This is a genomic window from Zwartia panacis (assembly GCF_030410395.1).
Classification (GTDB): Bacteria; Pseudomonadota; Gammaproteobacteria; order Burkholderiales; family Burkholderiaceae_B; genus Zwartia; species Zwartia panacis.
This window is the reverse complement of sequence record NZ_JAUHHF010000004.1, coordinates 205262-223566: the sequence shown is the minus strand read 5'-3', so window position 1 is coordinate 223566 and position 18305 is coordinate 205262. Positions and strand designations below refer to the sequence as shown.

The following is an 18305-nucleotide window of genomic DNA, read 5'->3' as shown; positions in this document are numbered from 1 at the left end:
AACACTAAGTCCCTGAAATGCAAACCTATTAGGTCAAATTCCTGGCCTGTGTCGCTTCTGGAGGACGTTTGAAGTGTTTGATACGAACACCCAAAAGCCATAACGTAGACAAATAGGTCAGCCCGCTCGTTAAAAGGGAGAAAAATAACCAAAGAATCCTGAGCCAGGGTGTCTCTTGAAGATTGAGCCAGTCAAAGTACTGAGCGGCGAACCAGAGCGGGATGGCCATGGCAAGCAGTCCACAAAATTGTTTGAATAAAAAGGGCATCCAACCGGGCGCGGGTTGGTAAATGCCTTTGCGTCGCAAACCAATGAAAAGCGCCGCTGCATTCAGGCACGCTCCCAGACCAATCGCCAGGGCGAGTCCTGCGTGAGCGAGTAATGGAACCAAAATTAAATTGAGTAACTGAGTCAAAACCAAAACACCAATGGCAATTTTCACTGGCGTTCGGATATCTTGTTTGGCATAAAAACCTGGAGCCAGAATTTTGACTGTCAGCAAACCCACGAGACCAACAGAGTAAGCCATCACCGCCACACGCGTCTGAGCAACATCCGAAGCATTAAATGCACCGTAGTGAAACAGTGTAGCCACCATTGCATCAGCCATCAAAACCATGCATAAAGCTGCGGGCAGGCCGAGCAAAAGCATCAGTTTCAATCCCCAGTCAAGAAGGTAGCTGTAGCGTTGATGCCCATCTTGTTCTGCATGCGCTTTGGAAAGGCTAGGCAACAATACTGTGCCCAGAGCAACGCCAATAAGCGCTGTCGGAAACTCCATCAGTCGATCCGCAAAAGACAGCCATGTGACACTTCCAGGGGTCAGCCAGGTCGCGATATTGGTGTTGATCAGCAAAGAAATTTGCGCCACAGAGACACCAAGTGTCGCGGGAAGCATCTGTTTCATGATGCGCCTGACGATGGGGTCTTTTAGTGCGGGTTGAATCGGGCCGACAAGTCTGGGTCTGAGTCCAAGTCTTGTAAGCGCCCACCACTGAACAGACAGTTGAGCAATTCCACCGGCCATCACCCCAGCAGCAAGTGCATAAATGGGTTGAGGAAAATAATCTGAAAGCAGCAGACTGCTGCCAATCATGGATAAATTGAGTAGGACCGGCGTGAATGCAGGGATGGCAAAACGACGCCATGTATTGAGAACACCCGAGGCAAAGGCGACAAGTGACATACAAACGATGTAAGGAAACATCATTCGCGTCATCCAGACGGCGGCGTCGAAGTCTGCAGCGCGAGAGGGATCGGTCAGGCCGCTTGCCATGGCCATCACAACCCATGGTGCACCGATGATGCCAATGATTGTCGTCAGAGTCAGGATCAAAAAGAGCGAAATCGCCACACGATCCAGTAGAACTTTGACTGCCTCTGATTCGTGCTGATTTCGAACTTCTCCCAAAATTGGCACAAAAGCCTGGGCGAAGGCACCTTCAGCGAAGAGTCTTCTGAGCAAATTGGGAATGCGGAAGGCGACCCAGAATGCGTCAGTCAGGGCACCCGCACCAAAAGCACGGGCAATGATGATGTCGCGTGCCAGGCCGGTGATACGCGACAGCAGAGTAAAGCTGCTGACGGTCGCCGCGGCACGCAACAAGCTCATTTTGGAGGCATACGGATGGCACCGTCGAGACGAATGGTTTCACCATTCAACATCTCGTTGGTCACGATCTGATGAACAAGCTTTGCATAGTCTTCCGGGCGTCCAAAACGCGACGGAAACGGGATGCTGGCAGCCAGGGAGTCTTGCACGGCTTGTGGCATACCAAACATCATGGGTGTCCCAAAAATCCCAGGAGCAATCGTGACGCAGCGAATGCCCAGTGGCGCAAGGTCGCGGGCGACTGGTAAAGTCATTCCAACAACGCCAGCTTTGGAAGCGGCGTAGGCTGCCTGGCCAATTTGACCATCATACGCTGCGACCGATGCCGTATTGATCAACACACCTCGTTCGCCTGTTGATTCTGGCGCATTTTTACTCATGGCCTCTGACGCCACGCGGATCATGTTGAAACTACCAATCAGATTGATTGAGATGACCTTTTGGAACATATCCAAAGGGTGCGCTCCGTTTTTACCGACAGTTTTAGCCGCCGGAGCGATTCCTGCGCAGTTGATGAGACCAAACAAAGGCCCAAGTTCCAACGCAGCTGCCACTGCAGCCTTTGCGTCTTGCTCTTGAGTGACATCGCAATGCACATAGCGTTGGCCCAGTTCGGAGGCAAGCGCTGTGCCAGCCTCGTCCTGCACATCGGCCAAGATAACCCTGCCACCGTTCGCGCAGAGCATTTTGGCAGTACCTGCACCTAAGCCTGACGCACCGCCGGTCACGATAAAAACTTTATTTTTGATATCCATGAAACTTTTCTTGAATGTTTAAGCCAGTACGCTAAATATTTTTTCTTTGATCTGTTCGACCGTACCCACGCCCTCGACTTTACGATAGCGAGGCGCGTGAGAGTCTGCGTGTGCCCATTGCGAGTAATAGTCAATCAGAGGGCGGGTTTGATCGCGATAAACCTTGAGACGGTGACGAACGGTTTCTTCTTTGTCATCATCGCGCTGGACTAAGGGTTCTCCAGTGAGATCATCCTTTTCGGCAACTTTGGGAGGATTAAACCGCACATGGTAACTGCGACCGCTGGCGGGATGCACACGCCTGCCGCTCATGCGTTCGATAATGTCCTCTTCTGGGACAGCGATTTCAACGACGAAATCAAGTCCGACATTGGCTTGTTTGAGGGCATCTGCCTGGGGAATTGTGCGGGGAAAACCATCGAACAGGTAGCCTTTGTTGCAGTCGGCTTGTTTCAGACGATCCTGGACCAAGCCAATGATGATTTCGTCCGAGACTAAACCGCCGGCATCCATAATTTTCTTGGCGGCAATACCCAGGGGGGTACCTGCTTTCACGGCGGCGCGGAGCATGTCTCCGGTCGAGATTTGCGGAATACCAAAATGCTCGGTAATGAATGCCGCTTGCGTGCCTTTGCCAGCGCCCGGTGGACCAAGCAGAATTAGACGCATGAAAACTCCCGATTCTTTGAATGAAGATTGACAATATTATGCCGCATCGCAGCACTTGACGCGGACTGGCTTTTTTGGTGCTTACCCTGAGTTTGAAGTGTTTGTCTGAAGAAAATGGCGAACCCGATCTAAATCTGCTTGTGTATCCACGCCTGCGCCGAGGTGGGTATCTGTCACATGCACCGCAATCTTATAACCATGTTCAAGAGCGCGTAACTGTTCCAGAGACTCTATTCTTTCCAATACGCCGCGGGACATTGTCGGGAAAGACTTCAGAAAGTGGGCGCGATAGCCATACAGACCAATATGCTGTAGCGCAGGCACTCCGTGATCAAGGACTCTCGTGCCGTCTGCCAGCGCGTCTCGATCCCAAGGTATTGGGGCTCTCGAGAAATAAAGAGCATCCCCCTTCTTGTCGCACACCACTTTGACGATGTTGGGATTAAAAAAGTGCGTAGAGTCCGTGATCGATACTGCGCAGGTGGACATCGCGGCTGTTGGATGCTGTGCAAGCAAAGAAGCAACTCGACTGATTAATGCAGGGTCGATTAAGGGCTCATCGCCTTGTACGTTGACGACAAGTGCATCGTCGGAGAGATTAAGTTGCTGAACCGTTTCGGCTAACCGATCTGTTCCGCAAGAGTGATCGGGGCTTGTCATGCGGGTATGTATGCCGAAAGAGCGGGCGACCTCTGCAATGGTCTGATCATCGGTTGCAATCAACACATCCGTGGCTCCTGAAGCTGCTGCACGTTGCGCAACTCTTATCACCATTGGAATTCCCGCAATGTCAGCCAGCATTTTTCCTGGCAGTCGAGTCGATGCTTGACGCGCGGGAATGATGACAATGAAAGGCTGCATGCGATTGTCCGATCGGATTCAGGGATTATCCGAAATTTCTTCGGTATCCGCGAGAACTCGGGCCTCCGCCTCGAGCATGACCGGCACACCATCTCTCACCGGAAAGGCAAGCCGATCCGCTCTACACACAAGCTCAGTGTGTTCCGCATTGAGATGGAGCCGACCCTTGCAGAGTGGGCAGACTAATAGGTCTAACAGGCGTGTTTGCATAGGGGCATTGTAATCATACGTTGGTCAAAAGCTTGGCCTTATTGTGTAAAGCATCATCGAGCCAGCATATAAATTTCGGATCCGAGAAAATAATTTCACTATCAGCGACCCAAATTCTAGGATCCGTTGGTAGCTTGAGCTTGATCGCATCTTTTGAGGTCACGATGATCGCTTCGCTTCTTAAAGTCAAAAAAGGAGAGTGATCAAATTGAAAATGGTCTGGCAACGAGAGTGTTTCCGATAAATTTAAACCAAGCTTACGCATTGCATTGAAAAATCTTTCTGGATGGGCAATCCCGGCGACCGCGGCGATTGTGCGGCCTTGCATGTTCGCTAAAAAGCATTCGGTATTCAAACACAAGCCGCCAGCAAGGTTTTTAAATTCACGCACTTGAAGAGTCACCGATGAGGTTCTGACGTTTCCTGTCTTGGGCGATGAAACAAGGTTTCGCGCGCAATCTTCACGTGTCAAAATTGCATGGACTGTCTTTAAGCGACTGACTGGCTCTCTGAGAGGTCCGGCGGGTAACAACCATCCATTCCCAGCGCCCCGGCGATCCTGAACAACAAGTTCAAGGTCTCGGGACAGCCGCAAATGCTGCAAGCCATCATCAGAAATGACCAGATTGACCTCTGGGTAGCGGGCGAGAAGTTTTCTGCATGCTTGAACTCTGTTTGGGTGAACCGAGATGGGAGCATTGGTTTGAGACGCGATCATCGCCGGTTCATCACCAAAGTCTTTTGCGTCGAGCTTTCCTTGACCAGTGAGCGGTTCAGAACCTATATCCGTGCCATACCCCCGACTGATGACACCCGGGCGCCAGCCAAGACCTGTGAGCGCGTTGACTAACGCGATCACGACAGGTGTTTTTCCTGTCCCACCCACGTAGATATTTCCAACCACGACCACAGGGACGGGTATTCTGGTTTGATTGTTTTGATTCGCAAACCAAGCCTGTCGAATTTTTATGATCAAGCCAAAAATCAAGGCCCATGGAACCATACACCATGCCCATATTCCACGCTTTAACCACTGCAGCTGGAGCCAGGCTTCTAGTTTGGATTTCAGACTTGTAAAAATCACTGTGTCGCCTGCGTGGCAAAATGGACCTTGCTGATTCCTGCTTCTCTGGCAGCTTGCATCGCGTGGACAACCGCTTGATGCGGTGACATTGCGTCTGCGCGAATCAAAAGAACGCTATCTGTTTGTCCGGCGAGCTGAGCCTTCAATCTGGTGACGAGGTCAGCCGTCGAGACGAGTTGTCCTGAGATAGCATAGCGACCATCTTGTGAAATTGACACTTCGAGTGTCGGGAGGCTCATTTGTTCTGCTTGAGCCTGAGGTAAGGATATTTTTAGTTGCCTTTCTCTCGTAAATGTCGTCGTGGCTGCGAGAAAAATTAGTATCACCAACAACACATCAATCAAAGGAATGAGGTTGATTTCGGGTGTGTCGTCTGTCGAAGAGGCTTTGCGAAAGTTCATCGATCGTCTGGCTTAGATATTTTGAGCCACGTGCCGGGTTGCTTGTTCCATTTTTAGCAACAGAGCTTCAACTCGCGATTTGAATAAACGATGCGCCAAAACCGCAGGAATCGCGATCAGAATGCCAAAACCAGTGTTGTAGAGAGCGATGGAAATACCCCTGGCCAACTCGGTCGGGTCTGAACCATCTGGCCTGTAAGCTGCAAATATTTCAATCATGCCCACTACCGTTCCAAACAGGCCCATCAGAGGGGCAATACTTGCCACGGTTGCAAGAGCGGGGAGGTATCTCTGAAGGACGTAGGCAACATCCCGACCGGCATCTTCGACTGCTAGTCTCAATTCTGTTGGCGATAAGTGGCGGTGCGTCAACAACTCGGCAAGTACTTGCCCCAGGGGAGAAGAGGTACGCAGTTTTTCGATCGCTTCAGGTTGATCCGCCTTGGCGCGCACCATTTGAATGACCTGTGCAGGTAGTTCGCTGGGAATGATTCGGGAGGTCTTGAGGCTCAGCGCGCGTTCGATCACGATAGCGAGTCCCGCGATGGACAGAGCGATCAGGGGCCAAATGGGCCATCCAGCCTGTATGACGATGGATTGCAAAAAGTAACCTCTTTCTGATGGTGTTGAATTTCATACGACAATGGTGGCATCGTACGGGCGCAATGTGATGATTGGCAAGTTGGCGTCTCACTCAAAGCTATCCACAGAACTTGTGGATAATTCTGTGCGCATCTTCTGAAATGAAGGAAAATGGGCGCTGAGAAGGATATGCTTAAATTTTGAGCAGTTTTTTATTTTTTCTTAATTAAATCAATAAAATCATATAGTTATTTAATTTTATTAATCAAATTTAATAAATAATTCGATAAATTCTTTTGTCACAATAACTTAATCTCTATTTATTGCGTTTGTGGACAATCATTGGTGTAAATACCTTATGGCGCTTGGCGATCAGCAAAAAAACTCAGCATTAACGCGGGACATTCTGACAGTTTCGGAGTTGAATCAAGCTGTCGCTCGGCTTTTGGAAGACAGCTTCGATGTAAGTTGGGTTCGCGGTGAGGTTTCTAATTTCACCCCCGCCGCTTCAGGTCATTGGTATTTCACTCTAAAAGATAACGGAGCTTCTGTTCGCGCCGTAATGTTTAGGAGCAGGGCGGCCGCTGTTGGATTTATACCGAAGTCGGGTGACTCGATCGAGCTCAAAGGGCGTGTCACGCTCTACGAAGCCCGTGGTGAGTATCAAATACAAGCCGAACAAATGCGGCGCGCCGGGCTGGGGTCACTTTTTGAGGCTTTTTTAGCGCTGAAAAACAAACTTTCCTCTGAAGGGCTTTTCGACGCGGATATCAAGCGGCCAATTGCTGAGTATCCACGCGCAATTGGCGTCATTACATCGCTATCTGCCGCTGCTCTGAGGGACGTTCTGACAGCATTAGAGCGCCGGGCTCCCCATGTGCCCATTGTGATTTATCCTGCCATGGTGCAAGGCGCAGGTTCTGCACTTGCGCTCAGACAGGCTTTGGCGTTGGCCAATGAGCGTCAGGAGGTCGATACGATCCTGCTTGTGAGAGGGGGAGGAAGCATTGAGGACCTCTGGAGTTTTAACGATGAGGCATTGGCTCGGGATATTTCTGCGAGTCTGATTCCTATTGTGTCTGGCGTCGGTCACGAGACGGATTTTACGATCGCAGACTTTGTGGCGGATCTTCGTGCTCCGACACCCACAGCAGCTGCCGAACTGGCTTGTACTCCGCGCGATGTACTGATGGAACGTGTCACGCGCGCCAGTCGTCAGTTGACGCTTGCGATCCATCGCAAGCTCGACAGACTTTCACAACGTGTTGATCGTGTCGCCGCAGGGGTGGTTTCACCTGCTCAGCGTTTATCTCATCAGGCTGAGCGCTTGAGCAGTTTGGTTTACAGAATGCTGGCAGCTACGCAACGATACGATCAGCAACGCCGCACGCGGGCTGAGCGTGTGACTGCGCGGTTGATGTCGCAGCTACCTGAAATCAGCTCACAGCAGGCGAGTACTCAGCGTGCAGTCACTGCTTTGCGGGCTTGCGCAAGAAGGTTGCAGGCCATGCGTGTCGCGAGATTATCTTCTCTGGAGGCGCAACTGAGGGCATTGAGCCCTGAACAAACATTAAGCCGCGGCTACGCGATCGTTCGTAACCAGAAGGGGGAAATTGTCAGATCCTATCTGGACATCAAGCTCGAAGAAGTACTTGACCTGAAACTGGCCACTGGTTCTGCATCTGTTCAGGTTCAAGGTCTCCAAAAAGAGGAAAGTTAAGTTTGATGCCCTCGGTAACCCTTCCCAAAGAAGGGGTTGTAGCCAGGACGCATGCCTGTCCGATACAATAGGCCATCATTTTGTTATCCCTATATCTAAGAGGACTTTGCAGCAATGGCCCATACACTTCCAGCTTTGCCTTATGCAATGGATGCATTAGCACCCACGATCTCCAAAGAAACACTCGAGTTCCACTATGGCAAGCACCATCAAGCCTACGTGACAAACTTGAATAACTTGATCCCTGGCACAGAGTTTGAGTCTGCTTCGCTCGAAGACATCGTCAAGAAGTCTTCCGGCGGTATCTTTAACAATGCTGCACAGGTCTGGAATCACACTTTCTACTGGAACAGCATGGCCCCCAACGGCGGCGGCGAACCCACTGGAAAACTGGCTGACGCAATCAATGCCAAGTGGGGTAGCGTGGCTGCATTCAAAGAGGCCTTCAACAAGTCTGCAGCAGGCAATTTTGGTTCAGGCTGGACTTGGTTGGTTAAAAAGGCTGACGGCTCATTAGATATCGTCAACACAAGCAACGCCGCCACACCGCTCACTACGACTGACGAGCCTTTGCTGACCTGTGATGTCTGGGAACATGCCTATTACATCGACTATCGTAATGCGCGTCCTAAATACCTCGAAAGCTTCTGGAATCTAGTCAACTGGTCTTTTGCAGCTAAAAACCTTGGCTGAAACATGTTCCAGTCTTGACAAAGCCGACCTTCGGGTCGGTTTTTTTTTGATGATTTTTTTGCGCTAAGATCTAGCGGGAAACTTTTCATTATTTATTGAGTGATTCATCATGGATAAAAACGCTTACATTTGCGATGCAATTCGTACTCCCTTTGGTCGCTACGCTGGCGCATTGGCCTCTGTTCGAACAGACGATCTCGCCGCAATTCCTGTACGTGCATTGGCTGAGCGCAATCCAAGTGTTAAGTGGGAAGAGTTAGATGATGCCTTGATGGGTTGTGCGAATCAGGCAGGTGAAGACAACCGTAACGTGGCGCGCATGGCGACTTTATTAGCGGGACTGCCCGATGTTGTGCCTGGCGGTACGATCAATCGTCTTTGTGGTTCCGGTATGGATGCGATTGGCACAGCGGCGCGTGCGATTCGCGCGGGTGATGCTTCGTTGATGCTCGCGGGGGGCGTTGAAAGTATGACTCGTGCGCCATTTGTGATGGGTAAAGCAGACTCAGCGTTTTCCAGAAGCGCCGCGATTTATGACACGACAATTGGTTGGCGTTTCGTCAATAAATTGATGAAAGCAAAGTATGGTGTCGACTCCATGCCTGAAACGGCTGAAAATGTTGCCGATCAGTTCAACATTTCTCGTGCAGATCAGGACCTGTTTGCGATGGCCAGTCAGGAGAAAACCGCAGCCGCGCAAAAAAGCGGTTATTTTGATTCCGAGATTGTTCCTGTGAGCATTGCTCAAAAGAAGGGTGATGCCTTGATCGTGAATCGAGACGAGCATCCACGTCAAACAAGCCTTGAGTCGCTGGCCAAGCTCAAAGGTGTGGTGCGTGAAGGCGGGACTGTTACTGCAGGTAATGCCTCGGGTGTCAATGATGGCGCAGTTGCAATGTTGATTGCGCACGAACAAGCCGCAGCCAGACATGGTCTTAAGCCTCGCGCGCGCATCGTCGCAATGGCGACGGCTGGAGTTGAGCCTCGCATTATGGGAATCGGTCCTGCACCAGCCTCTCAAAAAGTTCTGGCACTCGCGGGTTTAACGATGGGTCAGATTGATGTCATCGAGTTGAACGAAGCCTTCGCAGCCCAGGGTTTAGCTGTGTTGCGTTTACTGGGCGTGGCGGATAACGATCCTCGCGTCAACCCAAATGGAGGCGCTATTGCCCTGGGACACCCATTGGGTGCTAGCGGTGCGCGATTAGTGATGACTGCTGTTCACCAGTTAGAGGTCACCGGTGGCCGTTATGGTTTATGCACGATGTGTATTGGTGTCGGTCAGGGTATCGCGATGATTGTTGAGCGCGTCTGAACAATATTTGTCACACGTTTGACAGGTACTCGGTCTATTGCAGACCGAGTATTTTTTTTCCTGGTGTCATGCCACGTGCAGCAAACCATCCTTGTTCCATTTCAAGCGCCAGTCTGACTGGTTTTTCCGAGCAATGCGACTGATCGCTTTGGGGTGTCATGTCGGCGATGTTCACGATGGTGCCATCGTCCTGTAAAAAAGCGATGGATAATGGAATGAGTGTATTTCGCATCCAAAAGCATTGCACATTGGGCTGTTCAAAAACAAACAACATGCCGTGGTTAGGTGCGAGAGATTGGCGATACATGAGTCCAGTTGTGCGCGACTGAGGAGTCGCTGCAACCTCGGCTTGAATGACGTGCATCCCGGCTGAGAGTTTTTTGATCGGGAGCGCTGCATTTGCTTGCGCATGAGCATCGTGAATCGATACAAAAAAACTGACGAATAAAACAAACAGCACGACCATGAGGTCGCGCTGTTTTCCTTGCGTGAACCGTCTGTACATTGCGTAATATCCAAGGGGTTATTCACCCCGGCCGCTTACGCAGCAGTTATATTGGTGGCTTGTTTGCCCTTAGGACCCTGAGTGACTTCAAAGGCAACCTTTTGGCCTTCTTTGAGTGTTTTAAAGCCATTCATTTGGATCGCTGAAAAATGTGCAAAAAGGTCTTCCCCGCCGTCATCTGGCGTGACAAATCCAAAGCCTTTTGCATCGTTGAACCATTTAACTGTTCCGGTGACCTTTGGGCCATTACTTGTGGTCGAGTCTGACATTCCGACTGCCTCTTCTGTGCGTTGTATAAACTAAACGGAAAACTGATTAAAAGCTTATGCTTGAAAAAATCTGCTTCCGGCATCTTGACACCCAAAAAACTCTTGAGTGTGGTGTGATATTCGTCAGATTTAACAAGTTCGTCAAGTATCGGTTTGCCTAGTATCGTCTTCTCAAGTCAGTGCCTAATGTATTTGTTAAGTGTTTTTTTGTACTAATCTGCGCTAAGAAACGATGACTTTTTAATTTTTTGACTGTTTATTATGCCTGCACGTACCACCTCAACCCCGGAACTTGTCGTAGAGAAGCAGAGTGCCAAAACCGCGCCGCCGCCTATGTACAGGGTCATTCTGCTGAATGATGATTACACGCCGATGGAGTTTGTCGTACATGTTCTGCAGAAGTTTTTCGGTAAAGGTCAAGAAGAAGCAATGAGAATCATGTTGCAAGTTCACCACGAAGGTAAGGGCGTGTGTGGGGTTTACCCGCACGATATTGCGGCGAGCCGCATCGCACAGGTTTCTCAGCATGCGCGTGCCCGTCAGCACCCCTTGCAGTGTGTGATGGAACCGGCGAGTGATGAATAAGGCATAGAATGCAATTTAACGGTGTAACACTTGAAAGAACGTCGGAGGAAATGTGATTTCCCAAGAGCTTGAAGTTAGTCTGCATATGGCCTTTGTTGAGGCCCGTTCAGCTCGGCATGAGTTCATCACCGTCGAGCACTTATTGTTGTCGCTGCTTGATAATGCCGCGGCCATTGAAGTGCTGCGGGCGTGTTCCGCCAATATGGACGAGTTACGTAATAACCTGCGAAAATTTGTGACAGACAATACACCTGTCATTCCAGCGGGCGCAGAGGTCGATACTCAACCCACACTCGGTTTTCAGCGGGTGATTCAACGTGCCATCATGCACGTGTCGGCGGGGGGCGCTTCTAAAAAACCTGTGACGGGCGCGAATGTACTCGTTGCGATTTTTGGTGAAAAAGAATCCCATGCTGTTTTCTATCTCCAGCAGCAGGGAATATCACGCCTTGATGTTGTTAATTATCTTTCTCATGGCATCAGTAAACAGGCCGCTGAAGCACCTGTCACGCCAAAAGAGCAACAAGGTGAGGGCGCCGAGCAAGCATCTGAAGGTCGGCAGTCTCCACTCGATCTATACACGCAGGATTTAAACGCAGCAGCGACCGCTGGGCGCATTGATCCATTGATCGGGCGCGAGCAAGAAGTCGAGCGCGTGATCCAGACCCTTTGTCGTCGGCGGAAAAATAATCCATTGCTTGTCGGTGAAGCCGGAGTGGGTAAGACTGCGATCGCCGAAGGACTGGCCTACAGGATTACCCAAGGTGAAGTACCAGAGGTATTGCAAGATGCTCAGGTGTTTTCACTTGATATGGGTGCACTTTTAGCGGGTACCAAATACCGTGGGGATTTTGAGCAACGCCTAAAGGGCGTCCTCAAGCAACTTAAGAATAATCCTCAAGCGATTCTGTTCATCGATGAAATTCACACCTTGATTGGTGCAGGTTCCGCGTCGGGTGGAACGCTTGACGCATCCAATCTTCTCAAGCCGGCTCTGTCCTCTGGTCAGCTGCGTTGTATCGGTGCGACCACGTATACAGAGTTTCGTGGTGTGTTCGAAAAAGATGCCGCTTTGTCCAGACGCTTTCAAAAAGTGGATGTTTCTGAGCCATCGGTTGCCCAGACCATTCAGATTTTGCGCGGTTTGAAAGGACGATTCGAGGAACATCACGGCGTGAAATATTCCGGCGCAGCTTTGACTGCCGCAGCTGAGCTATCTGCTCGTCATATCAATGACCGACATTTGCCAGACAAGGCCATCGATGTCATTGATGAGGCGGGTGCTGCCCAGCGTCTCTTACCTCGTTCCAAGCAAAAGAAAGTCATTGGAAAGACGGATATCGAAGCGATCGTTTCAAAGATTGCGCGTATTCCACCCCAGACGGTATCGAGTGATGATCGCAGCAAGCTTGCGACGCTCGAGCGTGACCTGAAGACAGTTGTGTATGGTCAGGATGCCGCCATCGAAGCACTTGCGGGTGCCATCAAGATGGCCCGTTCTGGCTTGGGCCGTCCTGAAAAACCCATCGGCGCCTTCCTCTTTTCCGGACCGACCGGTGTGGGTAAAACGGAAGTGGCGAGACAGCTGGCTTTCACGCTTGGTGTTGAGTTATTACGTTTTGACATGTCCGAGTACATGGAGCGTCATACGGTCTCTCGATTGATCGGCGCGCCTCCAGGCTATGTTGGCTTCGACCAAGGTGGGCTGTTGACTGAAGCGATTAATAAGCAGCCGCATTGTGTATTGTTGCTGGATGAAATAGAAAAGGCACATCCTGATGTGTTCAATATTCTTCTCCAGGTCATGGATCATGGCACACTGACCGATAACAATGGACGCAAGGCTGATTTTCGTAATGTCATCTTGGTGATGACCACCAACGCTGGCGCAGAGGCGCTGAACAAACCCAATATCGGCTTTTCTAATACCCGTGCAAGCGGCGATGAGATGGGTGATATCAAACGTCTGTTTTCGCCTGAATTCAGGAATCGCCTGGATGCGATCGTGCCTTTTGCACCTTTGAACCAGGAAGTGATTCTGCGAGTGGTGGACAAGTTCCTGATGCAACTTGAAGACCAATTGCACGATAAGCGTGTGGATGCGACTTTCACGGACGCGTTGCGCGCACATCTTGGTAAAAATGGATTTGATCCTCTCATGGGCGCACGCCCAATGCAGCGCCTGATTCAGGACACTTTGCGCCGAGCGCTTGCGGATGAACTGCTGTTTGGCAAACTGGTGGATGGAGGCTCAGTGCTCGTCGATGTCGATGCTGAAGGTAAGGTGATCCTGAACTTCGATATCAAGCAAGACAAACCGAGTGGTGCCTCCAAAGGCTCGGATCAGGAGGCCGAACTGGTTCACTGATGACGACATCGAAAGGCCCTTCGGTGTCTCAGCCCGCAACGCTGAACCGAGCGCAACCATTCACGCTCACGTGTCATCAGTGCGGGGCGGTGTACAGCCGCCCTGAACTCACTCCTGATCAGTGGGCGCAGTGCGTCCGCTGCAACAGTGTGCTGGAGTCTTACGCGACATTCACACCGTTCGCTTGGTTGGCCATTATTCTGACCACTTTTATCTGTTTGGGATTTGCCAACGCGTACCCTGTATTGACACTGTACCTTCAGGGTCAAGGTCAGGCCGCAACTTTTTTTGATGCAATTGCGGTGGTCTGGCAAGAGGGTTACCCTGAAGTTTCCGTGGTCACGTTTGCGGCAGGGATGATTCTGCCGATCATTCACCTGAGTCTGCTCTTTTGGGTACTTTTCCCACTTTCTTTTGGGCGTCTCCCACTTTTTTTTGAGCAGACGATCAAAATTATCGACGTTTTGAAACCGTGGTGCATGGTGCCCGTTTTTTTGGTGGGTATCCTCGTCTCTGCGGTTAAGCTGGCTGGTCTCGCGTCCTTGGTCTTGGGTATCGGGCTTTTTGCGACCGCATGCGCAGCAATTTTGATCACAAGTCTGGGGCGTCTGAGTCAACATAGGCTACGTCTGATGGCGCTTGATTTAGGCGCACCCGCGCACCCCCCCGAAGTGCCCAAACCGCCTTCGCCTTCTCAAATTAGTCGTGTATGGGCGCTGGTCCTTGCGGCAACCATCATGTATGTTCCGGCTAACCTGCTGCCCATCATGCAAATCACTTCCGTAGGTGGCACATCCGGGCACACAATCGTGGGTGGTGTGATCGAACTTTTTCAAATGGGCTCATGGGATATCGCAATCATTGTGTTTGTTGCTAGTGTTTTAGTGCCGGTTTTCAAGCTTGTCGCGCTTTCTGTGTTGGTCTCGCTGACTCAATTTGGATCCGATCGCGGGTTAAAGTCTCGCACTCAGCTCTACCGAGTGGTTGAATTTATTGGGCAGTGGTCTATGCTTGATGTGTTTGTGGTGATTTTGCTTTCAGCGCTGGGGCAGTTTGGAGCGTTGTTGAGTATCCAGCCGGGAAGCGGAGCGATTGCCTTTGGAGCCGTCGTGATCCTGACGATGCTCGCGGCTCTGAGTTTCGATCCCAGACTCGCCTGGAGGCGCGCAGGTCATCGTCGTCACGTATCATCACACATTGATAGTTTTAATCATGGTCAAGAGAGAGCGCGTTGAGTTCACCTATTGAGCCCGGACACTCCGAGCCTGTTCGAGAGGTTCCCCCCAAGCCCTTACCTCGTGTGGCGCGTCGCCCCAAAAGAAGCCTCGCGTGGGTCTGGTTTATTCCACTGGCTGCTCTGGTCGTGGGTCTCTCAATTGTGTGGCGCGGTTACTCCCAGCAAGGTCCCAAAATCACGATTACTTTTCAATCCGCTGCTGGAATAGAAACGGGTAAAACACAGATTCGCTATCGAGACGTTGTCATCGGTCTGGTTAAAAGCGTACGACTCAATGGCACACAAAATGGTGTCATTGTCGAGGCTGATCTCACAAAAGACGGTGCAGCCTTTGCACGAGAAGGTTCTCGTTTTTGGGTGGTCAAGCCACGCATCGGTCTTGGTGGTGTTTCCGGTCTCACCACGCTGTTTTCCGGTTCTTATATCGAAACAGACTTCGACACCACCACGACCTCTCGAGCAAAGGAAAAAGACTTTATTGGCTTGGAGCAACCTCCGCCAATCACCAGCGATCGTCCTGGTAGTCATTTCACCTTGAGATCGAACAGTCTTGGCTCGCTTGGTCCTGGCGCGCCCATTTATTTTCGACGCATACAGGTCGGACTCGTGACCGGTTTTACGTTAAATGATTCGGGACACCATGTTGATCTGAATATTTTTGTGGATGCCCCTTACGACAAATTCGTCGATGGCAGCACTCGTTTTTGGAACGAAAGCGGGATTGACCTCACTATTGGTGCCCAGGGCATGCATTTGCAAACCGAATCGTTGCTTTCTCTGATCGCGGGAGGAATATCCTTCGCGTCCTTCGGCAAACCTCAAACTCTGACTGATCCCAAAAAATCCTTCAAACTCTTTGATTCACGACTGGCGGCTGAGGCTGTTCCAGAGGGTGTCGCTGTTCCAATTCGGATGCGTTTTGACCAAACAGTGCGAGGTTTGAACGTTGGCGCAGCGGTTGCGTTTCATGGTGTCGATATTGGTGTGGTGGATTCTGTCGCACTTGACTTTGATATCGTGACTAGACGATTTTTTACGAAAGTGGACGCAACGCTCTACCCGGAGAGATTAGGCTCAGTGTATGTTGAACTCAAGCTCGCCAGCCAAACACCTGAGGATCTAGCTGCCTCGTTAAGTGAGCTCACTACCAAAGGCTTGCGAGCGCAGCTGCGTACAGCGAATATTTTGACCGGGCAGCTTTATATAACCTTGGCAGATTTTCCAAACTTGACGCCTGTTGAAACACCACAGGTTTCACTACCTTTCATGATGCCTACGGTTCCTTCTGATGATCTTGGCGCAATGCAGGCTCAGATCGCTAGTATTATCGGAAAAATTGACAGAATTCCCTTTGAGAAAATTGCAGGGGATTTAGATGAGATGATGATTCAGATCAAGCGGTTGAGTGAGAGCCTGGATAAGAGTGTGGCGCCCAAGCTTGCTTCGACGCTGACTCAGATTGAAAAGACAGTGAAGAACCTGAACGTGTTAATTGCCCCTGGCAGTCCTCTTACGACAAGTACAGAAGCGATGCTCAATGACCTCAAGAGCAGTCTTAAGTCTTTGAAATCATTGACTGATAGTTTGCAAGCCAATCCCAGTTCAGTGATCCGTGGTCGTGCAACTGAGCCATACTCAAGGGATACGCTCGGAGCAACAGGAAAATGATGAACTCTCTTAAATCTCTGGCTTTAACGTTGGGCGTACTCAGCTTGATTGGTTGCGCCGGTTCTCCAGCACAGCACTACACGTTGAGTCGTATTGATGGGCGTTCAGATTTAGTTTCCTCAGCCACCTCTGTTGTCTCAATCGCTAAAGTCGGACCTTACACTTTATCTGACATCGCTGTACCCGCAGAAGCCGACAATATCTCTTTGGTCGTCCGGCAAGGAGATGGTCGACTCATGGTGCTCAGCGACGACCGTTGGACAGGCTCCTTATCATCACAGCTTTCGACTGCGATTTCACAGGCAATGACACAACGCTTGGGAATGCCTCCCATACAAAAGCTTGTCGCCGAGGCCGCGGGTAGAGGGGTGACCCAGATTCAATTGGGCATACAGCGTTTTGATTTAGTACCGGGTCAGTCTGTCGCCCTGGATGCGGTCTGGAGTGTGCGTTTCCCCGGCAGCCAGTCGTTTTTGACTTGCTACACACGGTTGCAGCAGTCCGTGGGAGTGGGTGTGCTGGCTTTAGTCAAAGGACAGCAAGACAATGTTCAAGCACTTGCCGATCAGTTATCTGAGGCGTTGATATCTCGACGCGCTCCCTCAGGTTCGCGTTGTGGAACTTAGTTAACCTTTACCTGTGCTACCAAAGCCACCGGTTCCTCGGGTCGACGTATCAAAGTCTTCGACGACATTGAACTGGATTTGCGCAATAGGTAAAACAACAAGTTGCGCGAGACGTTCCATGGGTTCAATGGTGTACGCAGAGTTGCTGCGATTCCAGGCGGAAACCATCAGAGGCCCCTGGTAATCTGAATCAATCAGCCCGACCAGGTTGCCTAAAACGATGCCATGCTTATGGCCAAGCCCTGAGCGGGGCAAGATCACGGCAGCATAACCAGGATCTGCGACATGAATCGCTAATCCAGTTGGAACAAGCTGTGTCATGCCTGGTTCGAGAACCAAGGGCTGATCCAGGCAGGCTCGCAAATCCAAACCTGCTGAGCCCATCGTCGCATAGGTGGGCAATTGCTCTCGCATACGCGGGTCTAAAATTTTGACGTCAACGGATTTCATATTTGCTCTTGATGATTAGATTAGAGAGGTTGTCATGATCGATGACGTCTTCGTGAAGCGGCTTTGCGCTCCTCGATCGCGCGGCGTTGGCGAATCACTAGCCAGGTAATGATCCCGATGACTGTCAGACCCACTAAAGAATATACGGTCGCATGATTGCCATCTTTAATGGCTTCAACGCCACGAGTTGCCAGGTAACCAGGTGCCAGCAGAGCGGGTAACCATAAGATCGCTGAAATGATGTTCGCGAGTTGAAAACGTAATTCAGGCATCCCCATGACGCCTGCGACAGTTGGGATAAAACAGCGCAAGGGACCCAGGAAGCGAGCGATGAGCACTGCGAAAAAACCGTAGCGATAGAAAAAAAGGCGGGCTCGGGCAACTTTGCGTCTGTAGGGATTCAGGTGCTTGTGCCTTAACACTTTAGGTCCCATCCAGCGACCTAACCAAAATGACAGGGCATCTCCCACGATTGCGCCAATCACGCCCCATATCAGGATTGTTCCCGAATCAAGCGTACCTGTGGCCATCAAAGTGCCTGTCGCAAATAAAAGTACGGTCGCAGGAATAAAAAGACCCACAACGAATAACGACTCGCCAAAAGTCATCAAAAAAATGACAAATCCAGCCCAAGCCTGATTGTTTTGAATGAATAAGACGAGTTGGTCGATCAGCGCTTGCATAGGGCTGCCTGG

General features: G+C 50.7%; 20 protein-coding genes. 8 read left to right on the top strand and 12 right to left on the bottom strand.

The genetic code is table 11. The features are described from left to right. Positions 1-28 precede the first annotated feature (28 nt). From murJ to QWY30_RS08070, 8 genes are all read right to left on the bottom strand, one after another. On the bottom strand, positions 29-1612 hold the full coding sequence (murJ, locus tag QWY30_RS08105; protein WP_290239954.1) for a murein biosynthesis integral membrane protein MurJ: 1584 nt from the start codon (positions 1610-1612) through the stop codon (positions 29-31). Next, positions 1609-2367, bottom strand: a complete 759-nt coding sequence (locus tag QWY30_RS08100) for a 3-hydroxyacyl-CoA dehydrogenase (protein WP_290239952.1) — start codon at positions 2365-2367, stop codon at positions 1609-1611. The genes murJ and QWY30_RS08100 overlap by 4 nt, the downstream gene beginning before the upstream one ends. 18 nt (positions 2368-2385) lie before the next feature. Next, positions 2386-3036 (bottom strand): adenylate kinase, encoded by a 651-nt coding sequence (gene adk, locus QWY30_RS08095; protein ID WP_290239950.1) that lies wholly within the window; start codon positions 3034-3036, stop codon positions 2386-2388. 81 nt (positions 3037-3117) lie between these two features. Then, a complete protein-coding gene (gene kdsB / locus QWY30_RS08090) occupies positions 3118-3897 on the bottom strand; it encodes a 3-deoxy-manno-octulosonate cytidylyltransferase (RefSeq protein WP_290239949.1) in 780 nt (259 codons plus the stop codon). Positions 3898-3915: 18 nt separating this feature from the next. Then, a complete protein-coding gene (locus tag QWY30_RS08085; RefSeq protein WP_290239947.1) occupies positions 3916-4107 on the bottom strand; it encodes a Trm112 family protein in 192 nt (63 codons plus the stop codon). 13 nt (positions 4108-4120) lie between these two features. Continuing rightward, the gene (gene lpxK / locus QWY30_RS08080) at positions 4121-5191 is read right to left on the bottom strand and encodes a tetraacyldisaccharide 4'-kinase (protein ID WP_290239946.1); all 1071 of its coding nucleotides are present in this window, start codon (positions 5189-5191) and stop codon (positions 4121-4123) included. After that, complete coding sequence (locus QWY30_RS08075; RefSeq protein ID WP_290239944.1) at positions 5188-5592, bottom strand: ExbD/TolR family protein; 405 nt, start codon at positions 5590-5592, stop codon at positions 5188-5190. The genes lpxK and QWY30_RS08075 overlap by 4 nt, the downstream gene beginning before the upstream one ends. A gap of 12 nt (positions 5593-5604) precedes the next feature. Beyond that, on the bottom strand, positions 5605-6195 hold the full coding sequence (locus QWY30_RS08070; protein ID WP_290239942.1) for a MotA/TolQ/ExbB proton channel family protein: 591 nt from the start codon (positions 6193-6195) through the stop codon (positions 5605-5607). Positions 6196-6532: 337 nt separating this feature from the next. Between QWY30_RS08070 and xseA the strand changes: the two genes are divergently transcribed. From xseA to pcaF, 3 genes are all read left to right on the top strand, one after another. Next, on the top strand, positions 6533-7894 hold the full coding sequence (gene xseA, locus QWY30_RS08065) for an exodeoxyribonuclease VII large subunit (protein WP_290239941.1): 1362 nt from the start codon (positions 6533-6535) through the stop codon (positions 7892-7894). Positions 7895-8008: 114 nt separating this feature from the next. Next, positions 8009-8587: a superoxide dismutase [Fe] gene (gene sodB / locus QWY30_RS08060; RefSeq protein ID WP_290239940.1), complete on the top strand. Its 579-nt coding sequence runs from the start codon at positions 8009-8011 to the stop codon at positions 8585-8587. A gap of 109 nt (positions 8588-8696) precedes the next feature. After that, entirely contained in the window at positions 8697-9902 is a 1206-nt protein-coding gene (gene pcaF / locus QWY30_RS08055; protein ID WP_290239939.1) for a 3-oxoadipyl-CoA thiolase, read from the top strand. Between the two features lie 34 nt (positions 9903-9936). On the opposite strand, the gene QWY30_RS08050 is transcribed toward pcaF, so the two are convergent. Next, on the bottom strand, positions 9937-10407 hold the full coding sequence (locus QWY30_RS08050; protein ID WP_290239938.1) for a DUF192 domain-containing protein: 471 nt from the start codon (positions 10405-10407) through the stop codon (positions 9937-9939). A 35-nt stretch (positions 10408-10442) separates the two neighbouring features. Continuing rightward, positions 10443-10676, bottom strand: coding sequence for a cold-shock protein (locus QWY30_RS08045; protein ID WP_290194239.1), 234 nt, complete (start codon positions 10674-10676; stop codon positions 10443-10445). 261 nt (positions 10677-10937) lie between these two features. Here QWY30_RS08045 and clpS point away from each other — a divergent pair, with 261 nt between their 5' ends. From clpS to QWY30_RS08020, 5 genes are read left to right on the top strand one after another with little or no spacing between them, the layout of a single operon-like run. Further along, a complete protein-coding gene (gene clpS / locus QWY30_RS08040; protein ID WP_290239936.1) occupies positions 10938-11261 on the top strand; it encodes an ATP-dependent Clp protease adapter ClpS in 324 nt (107 codons plus the stop codon). A 52-nt stretch (positions 11262-11313) separates the two neighbouring features. Next, positions 11314-13629, top strand: coding sequence for an ATP-dependent Clp protease ATP-binding subunit ClpA (gene clpA / locus QWY30_RS08035; protein WP_290239934.1), 2316 nt, complete (start codon positions 11314-11316; stop codon positions 13627-13629). After that, entirely contained in the window at positions 13629-14864 is a 1236-nt protein-coding gene (locus QWY30_RS08030; protein ID WP_290239932.1) for a paraquat-inducible protein A, read from the top strand. The genes clpA and QWY30_RS08030 overlap by 1 nt, the downstream gene beginning before the upstream one ends. Further along, positions 14861-16534 (top strand): PqiB family protein, encoded by a 1674-nt coding sequence (locus QWY30_RS08025; protein WP_290239930.1) that lies wholly within the window; start codon positions 14861-14863, stop codon positions 16532-16534. Before QWY30_RS08030 ends, QWY30_RS08025 begins: the two co-directional genes overlap by 4 nt. Continuing rightward, positions 16531-17160, top strand: coding sequence for a PqiC family protein (locus QWY30_RS08020; protein WP_290239928.1), 630 nt, complete (start codon positions 16531-16533; stop codon positions 17158-17160). Before QWY30_RS08025 ends, QWY30_RS08020 begins: the two co-directional genes overlap by 4 nt. Here QWY30_RS08020 and dut read toward each other — a convergent pair whose 3' ends face one another. Further along, positions 17161-17610: a dUTP diphosphatase gene (gene dut, locus QWY30_RS08015; protein ID WP_290239926.1), complete on the bottom strand. Its 450-nt coding sequence runs from the start codon at positions 17608-17610 to the stop codon at positions 17161-17163. A gap of 32 nt (positions 17611-17642) precedes the next feature. Then, positions 17643-18293, bottom strand: a complete 651-nt coding sequence (locus QWY30_RS08010) for a DedA family protein (protein ID WP_290239924.1) — start codon at positions 18291-18293, stop codon at positions 17643-17645. Positions 18294-18305: the final 12 nt, after the last annotated feature.